The organism is Merdimonas faecis, assembly GCF_001754075.1.
Taxonomy (GTDB): Bacteria; Bacillota; Clostridia; order Lachnospirales; family Lachnospiraceae; genus Merdimonas; species Merdimonas faecis.
Genome location: NZ_MIEH01000001.1, coordinates 24,943 through 37,996, shown reverse-complemented (window position 1 = coordinate 37,996; position 13,054 = coordinate 24,943). Strand labels below are relative to the sequence as shown.

The 13,054-nt window shown below is 37.9% G+C and carries 10 protein-coding genes; all 10 read right to left on the bottom strand.

Annotated features, from left to right (window positions below; all coding sequences use genetic code 11):
- Positions 1 to 78 precede the first annotated feature (78 nt).
- The 10 genes from BKD12_RS00200 to BKD12_RS00155 all read right to left on the bottom strand — a co-directional run bounded on the left by BKD12_RS00200 (position 79) and on the right by BKD12_RS00155 (position 13,025).
- Positions 79 to 429 carry a VOC family protein gene (locus BKD12_RS00200; protein WP_070087383.1) on the bottom strand — a complete coding sequence of 117 codons (351 nt, stop codon included), beginning with the start codon at positions 427 to 429 and terminating at the stop codon, positions 79 to 81.
- Positions 426 to 1,442: a DUF7309 domain-containing protein gene (locus tag BKD12_RS00195; protein WP_070087464.1), complete on the bottom strand. Its 1,017-nt coding sequence runs from the start codon at positions 1,440 to 1,442 to the stop codon at positions 426 to 428. Before BKD12_RS00195 ends, BKD12_RS00200 begins: the two co-directional genes overlap by 4 nt.
- Positions 1,443 to 1,470: 28 nt before the next feature.
- Positions 1,471 to 1,974 (bottom strand): YkgJ family cysteine cluster protein, encoded by a 504-nt coding sequence (locus BKD12_RS00190; RefSeq protein WP_070087382.1) that lies wholly within the window; start codon positions 1,972 to 1,974, stop codon positions 1,471 to 1,473.
- Positions 1,975 to 1,994: 20 nt separating this feature from the next.
- Positions 1,995 to 2,531, bottom strand: a complete 537-nt coding sequence (locus tag BKD12_RS00185; RefSeq protein ID WP_070087381.1) for a TOTE conflict system archaeo-eukaryotic primase domain-containing protein — start codon at positions 2,529 to 2,531, stop codon at positions 1,995 to 1,997.
- A gap of 61 nt (positions 2,532 to 2,592) precedes the next feature.
- Positions 2,593 to 4,071, bottom strand: coding sequence for an RNA/DNA-binding domain-containing protein (locus BKD12_RS00180; protein ID WP_070087380.1), 1,479 nt, complete (start codon positions 4,069 to 4,071; stop codon positions 2,593 to 2,595).
- Between the two features lie 291 nt (positions 4,072 to 4,362).
- Entirely contained in the window at positions 4,363 to 7,791 is a 3,429-nt protein-coding gene (locus tag BKD12_RS00175; protein WP_070087379.1) for an SIR2 family protein, read from the bottom strand.
- 75 nt (positions 7,792 to 7,866) lie between these two features.
- Positions 7,867 to 9,396: an ATP-binding protein gene (locus BKD12_RS00170; RefSeq protein WP_070087378.1), complete on the bottom strand. Its 1,530-nt coding sequence runs from the start codon at positions 9,394 to 9,396 to the stop codon at positions 7,867 to 7,869.
- Between the two features lie 286 nt (positions 9,397 to 9,682).
- Positions 9,683 to 10,789, bottom strand: a complete 1,107-nt coding sequence (locus BKD12_RS00165) for a transposase (protein WP_070087463.1) — start codon at positions 10,787 to 10,789, stop codon at positions 9,683 to 9,685.
- Positions 10,790 to 11,360: 571 nt separating this feature from the next.
- Positions 11,361 to 12,107 (bottom strand): hypothetical protein, encoded by a 747-nt coding sequence (locus BKD12_RS17080; protein ID WP_070087377.1) that lies wholly within the window; start codon positions 12,105 to 12,107, stop codon positions 11,361 to 11,363.
- Between the two features lie 12 nt (positions 12,108 to 12,119).
- Positions 12,120 to 13,025: a Dam family site-specific DNA-(adenine-N6)-methyltransferase gene (locus BKD12_RS00155; RefSeq protein WP_070087376.1), complete on the bottom strand. Its 906-nt coding sequence runs from the start codon at positions 13,023 to 13,025 to the stop codon at positions 12,120 to 12,122.
- Between the last annotated feature and the right edge of the window lie 29 nt (positions 13,026 to 13,054).

The following is a 13,054-nucleotide window of genomic DNA, read 5'->3' as shown; positions in this document are numbered from 1 at the left end:
CTCTTATTATAACGCAGTTTCCCTGAAATTGACAGACATTTCAGCATACAAAAATGCGTACCGCTAGGCGGCACGCATTTATCTTTTACGTATCTCTATCAGATGACCATCCGGATCATACAGCCGGATCAGCTCCTCTCCCTCCGCTGGCGGAGTCAGATATTGTATTTTCTCCGGATATTCTCTCAGCTTATCCCGAAAACCAGCCATGTCTGTTTCCTCGAAATACAGCTCCATGCCGGCATTTCCTACTACCGATTTCTGCCCGACAGCTTCTTCCCATACTGTTTTTTCCTGAAGAACCAGACCTTCCGTCAAAACCGCATTCCCTTCCTGATCCAGGATCACATCCAGGCCAAACAGCTCATGATAAAATTGCTTTGCTCTTTCCATGTCACTGACAACGATCAAAATATTTTTTAACTTCACAATATCCCTCCCTTCATCTCTTCCAGGAACTCTCCAATTCCGGGAAGTCGCTTTACTCTCCTAAGGTTTGTTCCACAGGTTTTACAAATCTGTTCCAGCCCAGCCTCCAGAATCACATTTGTGACTCGTATTTCCTTCGGCGCCCCATATTCGAATATAAATCCAAGGAGTTCTTCTGCCATAGATGCAATGACATCCTCGCCAGGCTCATTCATTTCGAAATGAAGCATCATTCCACTTTTAGCATCTGCTAAGATACATAAAGATGGATTCGCAGGCCGATCATACTTTTTATCGTTGACTGCCGCCCCAAGAGGTATTATATCCACTTCTATAGTCATATTACATCTTGGCACAGACGCCAGCTCCTTTAAAAGTTCATCGTCCGTGATGATCAGACTTCCATATTGAAATGCCGTAAAAGGAAGCGGCGCTTCTCCGAAGCTCCACGCTTTCTTATCATCCAGGAACTGAAAGAGGAACATATTTCCTTTAGAAAAATCCACCTTCACCTCCGCTTCGTCATAGCACTTCAGGGCCAAATTAAGGTTCTCCAGATGTTCTGTCATCCGTAATACTTCCTCTTGATCCAGATTATATGGAAAATATCCTGTCTTAAACGACAAAAAATACAGCCATTTATTCTTGCCCCGGTATTTATACCCCAGATCTTTGATCGTCTTTCTCTGCTTTTCAGTCAATTCTTCCCGATTGCCCCAGTAACAAGTAAGATTATTCTGGGAATACATGGCATACTCCGGTGAGAGATTCATATCTTCATGCATCGTCAGCATCAGGAAATCATTGAGGCCTTCATATCCCTCATATACGGTTATTCCGTAACAATCGCCTCCCCGCCCAAGAATGCTGAAAAAGACTGTGTCCTCTTCTTCTCCATTCTGGATTCCGATCAGATCCATATCCCAGAATTTTTCCCAGGGCTTATATTCCCCTAGCATAGTCGCCGCCTGATATAATCTTCTCCACTGCTCTAATGTTGCTTCTGTTCTCATTTGTCCTCCCTCATATTTTCCTGTTCTCTTATTTTCTAAATCCATATTCCTGTTTCAGCCTTTCGTAGATTTCAAAAGCCACCGGGCATACTCCAACAGCATCCAATACACTATATAAGCTCCACAAACGTTCCGGTTGATTAGTATAAGGATAATTTTTACAATTTTCTGGCTTACATTCTCCCAGTTTGCAACTCCCATCTGTTTGCAGAAAATCACAGGGGCTGTTTTTTGTCTGATAGTTACCCTCACTATCTTTTCCCTGCAAATACTGTTCAATAAAGTTCTCCGAAGATATTCCTAAATATAATGCATCCTTTTCAATTTCTGCTGTTGGAATACTTCCATGATACATTTTGCAACAGTTTCTACACTTATTGCAGTCATAATTTTCAAATAATTCTTCATGCAATGCTGCAAACTGTTCATCCAGTTCTTTTTCATCCGCATTACATTTCAGAAATGTACGAAATTCCAGATTTTCTCTTTCCCTTTTCTTTGCTTCAAATTTTACTTTTCTTGGCGGTAACATATTTTTATACCTCTCTCCATCTAAACCACTTTATGACTACAGCCTAATTTTACCACATTCCTTTTATTAAAAAAACTCCCCAGAACAAAAGTTCCGAGGAGTAATAAATTCTTCTCTGAATAAGATCTTCCCTGCAAATGAGCCCGTATGTCTTTTATCGTCAGCTGTTTATATACCTGATAAGGGCAGTCTTTGCAGTTCATTTTCTCATGGCGCATTTTAGGGCAGATATTCTCCCAGCGATTATGACACTGCGTATAGTATCCTGCTTCCCCCGTGCTTTTCTTCTCACTTCTCTTCGCATAGACATCCTGCCGCCCCCAGAATCTGGCATAAAATAAATTTGCCATTTCATCCGTAATCTGTCCCGGATGGATAATCCGCGCCCCCTGATCCGGATCATACTCCTCTGTGTTTTCGGGCTCACTGATACGGGAAATTTCATGTGTATATGAAATACCAGAACGTTCCAGAATGTTTTTCAGTATTTGATTTTCCAGCTGCAGATCATTGATCTGCTTCTGCAGTAAACTGATATTTTCAACGGATTTTCTCATTTTACCTTGGAAGTTTTCGTGTCTCCTTCTTTAATCTGGCTCTTCCATGCCCTAAAATCTTTTATTTAATCGTAATATATTTCTGATTTTTGCTGTTTGGCTTATCTGGTATGGTCATAGATATCCGGCCTTGTTGAAGAAGCGGAGATAAATATTTACGCACAGTTTTTTTGTCGCGATATCCAAGATGTTCCATAATTTCTTGTATATTCTTTGCTTCAGCGCAAAATCTTAGTATACGTTCCTCTATACCTGGTTCTTTAAGTAGAGGATTTTCGCTTCTATCTGGGGGAATTTCTGTTCTATCTGGGGGAATTTCTGCTCCAACTGGGGGAATTTCTGTTCTATCTGGTACATTTTCATCATCAACTGGTGCATACGCCTTTGTCTCTAACCGTTCAAAAGGAATCGTCACCACAATACTATTCTCTCTAAGTTCAATACAGTCTTCACCATAAAGTTCCGTTATTTTAGGTATACCACGTCCAGAACGTTCACTTATATGAAGCTGAAGAAAAATATCCGACAGTTTCTGGTTGACCGGAACTGATTCCCCGGCAAAAAAACCTTCAACTGTCTGTTTCGGCGGCAGGTGTCCTCGAGACAATATTTCAATTCTGTCCCGAAATCCTGTAAACATTGGTGCATTACCATCTATCCATAAATTATGCACAAATGCATTGATTACCGCCTCTCTATACGCCTCAGCATGGAACAGTGGCACTTCCTTACGTTCAACAATACGGTTTCTTTCATCTGCCTGTGGAATATTCAGTACTTCCCCATAACGAAGCACATCATCTAAAGAATACAACAGACAAGTATTTCCAAACTCTCTGACAGAATACATTGTTGTTGATTTTGACTCTCCTGAAAACAAGGAAAAACGGACTGGAATATGACTATTGTCAGAAAGCAGCTGTGCCATCAGATTATATTTTCCATCTTTCGTTAAGAGCCCGAGATTCTTTTTAAATGTACGCTTATTCAGAGTAATACCTTTCGCCTCATAGTATACAAATAATTTATTAAAGGTCATATCCTGAAATTCCGATTCAGTATTTTCAATTGTCGGAAAACCATTTTTTAGAATATCAAACAGCCTTGATTCCCTCTCCGGATATTCCATCAAATTCACTTTGCTGGATCCGATCCGAAGATATCTCACGCGATCAAATGCGGTAGGCACCGTTTTTGCAGCAGGTATCACAAGTACGACAATTCGTTTGCCTTCCAGCTTCATTTCATGGAAATCAAAGCTTATATCCGGTTTGATCATCCGCGCCAGATAGTGTTTGAGCGGCTCATTTTTAACATCCTGATGGATGTCAAAGGTTGTTCCCTTTATTATGTGAGTATTATTCTCTACTCCCCATACAAAGTACGCATATTCCTCGCCCACCATTGCCGCCGCATTGGACATACCAGAAATATATTCTCCCAACGCATGAGACTCAAACCAGTTTTCTTTAAATTCAAACCATTCCTCCTCATGCTTATGGGAAATAAGGCTTTTTACAATAGATTTAAGTTCATTCATATGATCCGCTCCACAACAAAATTAATTAAAAATAAAACATCTTCAGTCTATTTTTCGATTTCTTTTATAGTATCACACCTCTCTTCAGAAAGATACCAAAATCAAAAACCTCCCAGAACAAATGTCCTGAGAGGCCATGCATCGCCTTGCGGCGTTCTGAATCGTATATAATTGTATCCGATTAACGTTTGGGTAACCGAAAATGGCGGAAATACGGGGATGCCGCTGGAATTTGTTGCAAATGCGTTGCAAACCGCAGAAGACTGAACACGATTGAGGACGCCTCTCTTCTCAAATACTCATACCTCTTTTTAAAAGTGCTTCTTGGAATTCTTTTTCTTCTTCTTGCGATATTCCTTTGCATTCTCTATAAATATTACCAAGATATTCCCCGTAATAATCAAATTTTGTACCATCATTAAGCATTTTGGTCAGCAATCGAATCATCGGATGCGGGTATTGTAAAACAAGTTTACTTTTATCAAGTCTGCGTAAAGATAGCGCATCTATGTGTTGAGCCATCTTATCTTTGCAAATAATATTTACAGCCTCTTCAAAAAGTTGTCCTAACTCCGGAAGCCAGCTTAAGAACAATTCTTTCTCCTTTTCAGTAAGCATTGTTGGTTTGTTTTCATAACGATAGGTCAAATACTGCTTCAACCATCCAGTCCACAAAACTTTCTTTCCGTTGTCATCCATATCCCCTAATCTATATCCCATTTCCTGTATAAATAATTCTAAATCCTGTTCCTCTGCTATATCATAAAATCGAGGAATATATTCTAAACAGGGGTCCTCCACAACATATATCAAAAGAAGCAAATATAAGTCTATAAAACCTCTTCTGGCTTCTCCTTCCAGCCAATTAAGATTCTTGACCGCTCTCAAATATATTGGCCCCATAACATCTGCCACATCTTTATTTAAATACCGCGAAAAGTAAACTATCCCTTCCCATGCAGCCACAAAGGATTGTTGATCTATTCCACTTAATATTTCAGCAAACTTATCCGTGCACCATTCCTGATCCCTTAAATACAAAAAATTGAAATAACCAGCCAATATGCATAATACAATATTCTTCTCTTTCCCTTCTAACAATAAATTCTTTTCCCAAAAACTTTTATATCTTTCTGGAATTCCTTGGGTCTCATCACAATAAGAAAGCATATAAATACTGCTACGCAAAATATTTCCCAAACCGGTATTCATCGCCGTTTCTATTAATCTGTCAGACTGAACAAAATCTTCCTGCCGATAATTCCAAATCGTATCAGCAATTCCAAACAATTTATTTTCTATAGTAATAAATCGTTTTTTCGTTTCTTCGCTTTTTACTATTTTTAAAAATATTTCAGACAACCCACAAATATCTTTTACAATCTCCATCTTTGCAGCAAACCGATCAATCAAAGCGATCAACTGATCTACTTTAAAATTTGAGTCTTGGATACCGATCAATAATCTTTGCCATGCATCCTCTTTCTCGATACACCCATCAATGAATATTTTTATAATTTTTGACGTCCACTCGTAATCACTTTTAATGCACTCAGAAAATGTCTTCAGCATTCCCCACCTGGTTGGACCCTCAAATGGATCTTCATTGTAGTTGTTTAGTAAATCGACAAGCTGTTGCAAATCAGATTCAAGCATTTGCTCTTGTGTAATAGGACTTTGATCACCGGACCATACAGCTTCTCCCATGTCAATATCTCGTTCTGGATGCTGACGTGGTTCAAAATGATTTCGAGACAATATTTCTTTTTCTAATTCATTTATTCTATCGTTAGTACTACAGAATTTCTTGATCCATACACACCAATTATATATAGGGTATTCACTGACATGCGTATCCAGAGCCTCAATTTCATCTATCAACTTCTTTTGTTTATCTTCCGTTAAATCATTAAATATTTTCTCGATCAATAAAAATATCTGCTCTTTCCCTTCAAAAAAAGAAATAGAAGAATTATTTATAAATATATCAAATTTATCGCATGAAGAGATTCTTTCACATTCCCTTAATGCCTTTAAACATAGCTTTTTTAACAAAGCAGAGGATTCACTTAAACAGCTTTCTAAAAATACTTTCATTCGCTCTGGATGTTTGCATTCCAGAAGCTTACAACTTTCACAAAAAATAGTGCATAAGAAATAGAGCGGATTTTGTCTGGAATAGTCCTCTCTATCCTCTATCACAAGCATAGCCATTTCCCATGGTTCTGGTTTGTCTTCTCCGTTTAAAAGCAAGTACGTATTATGCAGATTTAAGATGGTTTCTTTTACAAAATATAAAAATTGTTCAGCATAAGAATTTAAAAATTGTTCTTTACAGCATTTCCATGATTCCTCAATTTGACATTGTTCTCCTCTGAATCTATGCTTATATGCAATTCCATCCTTACTGCCAAATGCATTATTCTTAAACACAAATTGAACTTCAAAATATTTCACAAACAATTTGTAACAAAGAGAATACATCCCACGTTTTGATAAAATTTCTATCAATCGTAATATTGTCCAGGAATCTGTTATGTAAGAATCTAAAACAATTATATACTCTTTATATACAACATCTGGAATGCTATCATTACCTAATTCGAGTTTTCTAAGTATTAGCGATGCAAATTGGAAATGAATCTTATTGCCATTATTTAAATATAAGATTTTAAAAGTCTCATTCTCTTTTCCCAAACACTCATCAACAATCCATTGCATCCAGATTTGATCTTTCTCTGACAGCACCGCCTCTGGCATAAACAGATTGTCAAAAACACCTTTCTCGTTTAATGCTAAAATCCACTCTTTCCCATGAATGTTATTCGCCAAAACTCGTGATCTTTCCACACTATCCAAACAATAATCAATCTCTGTATCTAATGCAATATCCCGCGGCGGCTCACTCTTAAATTCTTTAATCATATTATCCCAATCAAGCAAGCCTCTTTTGGCTCTTTGACCAAGTTTAATAAGCCCTTCTCTCATTTTTCCGTAATTCTTAGACGGAAAATAGATAGGCGTTAATCCAAGCAGCTTCCAATCTGACTGTTCTTCATCTGTTAAGATAAACCTTGTCTTTTCAGGGAGCCTGTCCATAGCACGTGTTAAATAACGTAAAATGGTATCTCTATAACTATATCCAATAAAAAGGATTGTATATGATTGAAATAATTTTATTAAGAATCTGGCGGCATAGCCTTCCGTCAAATATGCCTTTCCAAAATCTTCATCTGTAAGCACCATATATTTAGGATTATTAATATTACCATGAACATGAATAATACCGTCCACATCATTTCCTAATGGCAGTGCCGGAGCATTATATGCAGAAACGCTCAGTCCTCTTGACTCCAATACTTGCTCAAACATCTGGTCATAATTGGTTGTAATAATTTTTATTTTGGAAGGATCCGCAAACAGATCAATGATTGCTTCATGTGTTTGATTGTGCTTAAGGCATGTACCCGATAATAATTCTGCAGCCTGTTTATTTACATCTATACTTTTTGACTTCAGATATCCGAGAAATGCCTCGCAAGTATCATCTTCTTTTAATATTTCTCCAGTCCCCTCAGCAATCTTCTTTGCCAGGTCTACAAAATCGGGAAGTGATGTGGGCGCATCCACAGATGCGCCTGCTCCTGCAAATACCACAAAGTTATTCTTTCTTATTGCTTCTATTATTTCATTAGGGAAATTTATTCCATCTATAAACAATTGCTTCCTCCTGAATTTCTATCAGCACTTTTACAATATACGATAGTTGTATCCCAAATCCTACATTTGGGGCTATTACATGTTAAAATAGTACTCGCCATTTTTCTCTTTTCGCATAATTCCGCAATCCACCGATTTTCTAATAATTCTTGATGCTGTGTTCTCCGAAATACCGAAAGCATTTGCTATTGCCGTCCGATTAAAATAATACTCTGATCCGTATTTCTCCAATAATTCCAGCAACTTTTCTAAATTTCTCTTATTGAAATTCCTTCCTGCCTTACATTTAAGCCACTTTCTCAACTCTTCTTTCTCCTTTTCCCCCATAGAAAATTGCATATCTCCAAGAGAAAGTTGCGGTTTATCAGAAGATTGTTGCAGTTTATAGGAAGATTGTTGCAGTTTTGCGTTTCCAATTTCTAATTCTAGTTCCAACTGTGCGGAACGGGCTTCACTTCGATTTGGCAAAGTTACAACAAAAAAATATTCGTCAGAATAGAATTCCGGTTGCTCTGCATAATCAACATAAGAATTAAGGATTCTCCGAATACCACTTCCCCGGCGTTCCATATAATGAAGCCTTCCAAAAGTATCGGAAATAATCTCATTTCGCCGCATGGATGGCACACGCCTTAAATCCATATCTTGTATCCGACTCCCATTAATCATTCCGCCAGGAGAGGATATTTCCATTCTGTCATCGTACATATCCACATGCACTTCTGCGCCTATACTCTGATAATCCCTGTGAATGAGCGCATTCACCAACACTTCTCGGACAGCTTTAAAAGGGTAATCACTTTTCTCTTCCCGACGCATTCCCCGAATCGACCACGGATTCTTCGAGTTAGTGCGGATAAAAGCCTCCGCATTTGCCAAAAGCGTTATTAAGCTTACGCCTGTAAATTCCTCATCATCTAATGCATCTCCTTCTACAGAGCCTTTTTCTATACCTTTCCATCTAGTGCATACGACTTTTGATTGTTTTAAATAGCCTTGATCACAAAGAAGCAATCCGGCATTTGTTACTATTCCATCTTCTGTCACGAACCCCATCGAAACAAGATCTTTTGTCAAATCGAAATCGTCCCCTGTTTCCTTTTTAAATGTAGCTGCGAGCAGTGTAAAACTGACATCTGATAAGTTATAGGAACTGGGAAGGGAATCATATGTTTTATTCATTCCTTTCAGAATCAGATTGTTCTGTTCAATTACAGTAGCGATTTCAGATCTGTCTCCTCGCCTTACATATATTTCTCTTGTTTTTTCATGAACATAGTAATATGGATAATGAGGTCCATTAGCTACTTCAAGGTCAATACATAACCTGCCTTCTATTCTGCTGCTGAAAGGCGTTAACGTGTAGCGTACCGGTGGTTCTACTCTTGAAGTTAAAAGCTCTGAAATTTTACTTGCTGTACTCTGTGCATCATCAAGTCCTACCGGTTCATGCCCATTATCAGTCACACCAAAGAGAATATGACCGCCCTTTGTATTTGCAAACGCCACAACAGATTTTAACCAGCTCTTAGGTTTTTCTTTTTCTAAAGACACTTTGTAATCCAAATGTGTCGCTTCTATTCCCTGAAAATCTTCAAACTTCATAACCGCAGCCTCTTCCTTTTAATTATTTACTTGTTCTAATACACCATGCCGTAATTCTAAATATAAGTAATTAAGTTTATTTTAACAGAACACCCGTTTGTTTTCAATTATTGCTTTATGAAATACAGCTCTGACGAGCAAAATATATTCCGTTTATATAAAGCGCGTCTTTTAGGCTTTTCTACTCGTTACATCTGACTGTTCGTTCTCAAAAAGCCGGAACTTCCCCTCTTTTCCCTTTATGCACCCTTCTTTTCCCCTTATCTCCCCTCATCACTTCCTTTCTTTAGCTGCACGCAAATCTCACTTGTATTTTTTTCTCCAATTCTGATTCGTTTTCTTTTATCCGTCGGTTTTTCCATGCATTGAGCAGGAGCCGATGCTTTTGCGTCCTGCTCTGTTTTACTTTCTTCCACAACCTCTCACATGCTTCTATGATCTGCGCGATCATGTGTCCAATCTGTATCACATAATAATGGTTCTTCATCCCCTGGTAATCATGGCTGAACCGGTGTTCCAGATAATACCCCTGCTTTTTCTGTGTATTGAACCCTTCGTTTTCTATCTTCCATCTCCATCTTCCACGTTCCACTGTTTCTTTTACATTTCTCCCCGTAATACTCAGATCCGTTACATACAAAAATTTCTTTTTCTCTTCCTCTCTCTCGTATTCTATTACGTTGATACTCTCTCCGCGGTAATCTATCCCTGTAACATAGTCATAAACTCCTTCCGGCTTTTCCTGCCGGTTCTTTTCCCGCTTTTTTAATACCTGATACTCCTGGTTAATACTGGGGATGCTCCCTTCCTTATACCGTAAAATATATTTCCATTTCTTCCTGCGGCATTCTTTAAAAAATCCTTCACTCGCATACAAGCTGTCCCCGCAGATACATATCTGCAGCATCGGGAATTCCTGTTTCAAACGCTCCATCAGCCGCTTCGCACCTTCCTGCTCACAGTCCTGCTTATCCACTTCCCGCTTTTCATTCTCAATAAACTCTGTCAGGATGCTCACCTGAATCTTTTCGTGAAGAACGACCTTCGCTTCCAATACATAATAGTAGTACTCCGTATATTCTTCCTCGGTTCCTTTCTTCTTTCGACAGAACAGGCTGTGTTCCCCCAGATCTTTTCTGCTCCGATACAACTGTGTCCCATCTATAATAATCTGCCAGTACTTTCCTCGAAGCCGCGCATCCTCGAAAGCTCTGCTCCGGATCAGCCTGTATACCAGTCGACATACAACTTTCTGTAGTTCATCCGACGAAAACCGTTTCAGATAATTGTTGATCGTTTCCCAATAAGGCAGCTCCCTTAGTTCTTCTCCGCACAACATCCCAATATTTTCAATTACAGTTTCATCATTAAATTCTCCGCTTGTACTCCTCATACTGTTGATATAAAATATAGATGACAGGATCCGTGTCATCAGTAAGACGTGGTTGCTATAGATAATATAGCTTTGGTGCCTTGGATCCTCCACCCGCTTTAACAAGGATAAAAGTTCCGGGAAAAAGTGGCGGATAACCTTTACCAATTCACAGGCAAGGTTAAACCGTGCCAGGTGTTCCCTTGATTCTTTTCTCGTGATTTTTTCTTTTGTTTTTGCTGGAAAAACCTCCCTTCTTTCGGGCTTGCGAAGAAAAAAGTTTTTGGGCTAACTTTATTATCTCGCAATTCTCCTGAAAAAGGGAGGTTTTTATTAATAATTATTTTTGCTCGTCAGAGCTGTTATGAAATACAAAAGCCTCCCAGAACAATGTCCTGGGAGGCCATGCAGCGCCTTACGGCGTCTGGATCGTATATTGTTGTATCCGATTAACGCTTGCTTAACGTTTGGGTAACCGAAAATGGCGGAAATACAGAGATCCAGCCGGGATTTGTTGCAGATGCGTTACAAACCGTAGAAGACTGAATGCGATTGAGGACACCTCTCTTATTTTCTCAAAATATTGCAGCTATTATTTCTTCCTATTAATTTGCTCATAATATTGAAATAATCTCTTTGCAAAATCCGATACAGACAAATGCCTCTTCTCTGCATTCAACAAAATATCTTGATATAATTTAATTTCCTGCTCTCCTCTAAATATAATATCCAATTTTCTTTCTTTATTACATGCAATATGTGTATAATTCTCAGGGAAAGCATAATAACATGTTTTGCAAACTTTATAATCTTTATTTTCCCAGTTAGGACAATGTTCACAAGCCCACGATTTATCTCTATTTGCGGATGGACATAACAACATAAAATATTCTGTATTCATCATATCATCCGGATCGCCACCAATTTCATAAGGTATACGGTGATCTGGCTGTAATAACCTTTTGGGATATTCTTCACCATATAAATGACATTTCGATCCATATCTCTCTACAAGCGCATCTTTTAATTTATTAGATAATTGAGAACGTCCGCTTGTTTTAGCCAATAGATTCTTTTTCTTCGCTTTTTCCCAATCACCAAATTTGTAGACAGCAATGGTTTTTCCTGCACTATCCTTCATTTTTTCAGTAACAAGAGGAATGCCTAACTCCCGAACATCTCTTGCAGCCCTTGGTGCATGTTCATAACCACCTTTTTTTAAATCTTCTGTACTACAATAGCCTTGTCTTAAAATCGTATCTATGACAAACCTAGCTCTTTTCGCAGTAACATTATTTAAAATCTCCATAAAATCTTTAGGTAAATCCTTATTATTCATAGTCTCCCATCCTTATGCAAATTTAAAACATAATTGTTGATATCTATCAGATTTGCGAACCAGTCCCTTACTTACATAAAGTGATTCATATGTAATTTCATTTTTCCCATTAAGTGTTGCTTGCGCAGATGGACCCGCATTAATATATAGATGGGTTAATCCAAGTTCATCTGGTAATAGCTTTCCTATTGATTTATCCCCAGTTTTTCCATCATAACTCACAATATAATTTACGCCTTTACAGCTTAGCTTATATAACGAATCAACAAATTCATCAAAATCTACCCCTTGAATATACCGATTATCTCTAGGATTTTTTCTATTTGATGTTCCCTGATATGGGGGATCCAGATATACCAAATCGCCCGACTTTGCAATCTCAAAAATTTCTTTATAATCCAAACTATAGAATTCGATTTTCCCTTTTAATAATTCAGATATTCTTATAGCATTTTCAAAAATAACATCTGGCTTTGTACCAAACCGCCTTTTATCACACGATTGGTTCATCATCCCTTGAGAATTATAGCGTATAGCTCCTTTTACAACACGTGCAAGTAAAAATAACATTTTTGCAGGCTCGTGGTCTCCAGCATTAAACTGTTCTCTCATTTTATAAAAATATGTGTTATTATCTTCTCCATTTAAAAATTGTCCTTCCCATATTTTTTTATAAGATTGATATAATCTCTCTGGATTATTCACACATTCACGCATTAATTCAATCAATGGTTGATTAATGTCATTTACGATAAATTTGTCGCCTTTTTTTTCATAAGCTGAAAGAATAGTGACTGCACATGTTCCCGCAAAGGGTTCTATTATACGATTTATTTTATCAGGAAAATATCGTATTATTTCCGGCGCAAGATTACGTTTACTTCCCTGATACTGAACTAAATGTGGAATTTTAGCCATATCATTTCCTCCCTGTATAGACCAAATAA

What these genes read in the sequence shown, in the direction of transcription:
- BKD12_RS00195 (WP_070087464.1), bottom strand. Translation starts at nt 1,442, where the DNA reads ATGAGAACAGAAGCAACATTAGAGCAGTGGAGAAGATTATATCAGGCG.
- BKD12_RS00190 (WP_070087382.1), bottom strand. Translation starts at nt 1,974, where the DNA reads ATGTTACCGCCAAGAAAAGTAAAATTTGAAGCAAAGAAAAGGGAAAGA.
- BKD12_RS00185 (WP_070087381.1), bottom strand. Translation starts at nt 2,531, where the DNA reads ATGAGAAAATCCGTTGAAAATATCAGTTTACTGCAGAAGCAGATCAAT.
- BKD12_RS00180 (WP_070087380.1), bottom strand. Translation starts at nt 4,071, where the DNA reads ATGAATGAACTTAAATCTATTGTAAAAAGCCTTATTTCCCATAAGCAT.
- BKD12_RS00170 (WP_070087378.1), bottom strand. Translation starts at nt 9,396, where the DNA reads ATGAAGTTTGAAGATTTTCAGGGAATAGAAGCGACACATTTGGATTAC.
- BKD12_RS00165 (WP_070087463.1), bottom strand. Translation starts at nt 10,789, where the DNA reads ATGAGGAGTACAAGCGGAGAATTTAATGATGAAACTGTAATTGAAAAT.
- BKD12_RS17080 (WP_070087377.1), bottom strand. Translation starts at nt 12,107, where the DNA reads ATGAATAATAAGGATTTACCTAAAGATTTTATGGAGATTTTAAATAAT.
- BKD12_RS00155 (WP_070087376.1), bottom strand. Translation starts at nt 13,025, where the DNA reads ATGGCTAAAATTCCACATTTAGTTCAGTATCAGGGAAGTAAACGTAAT.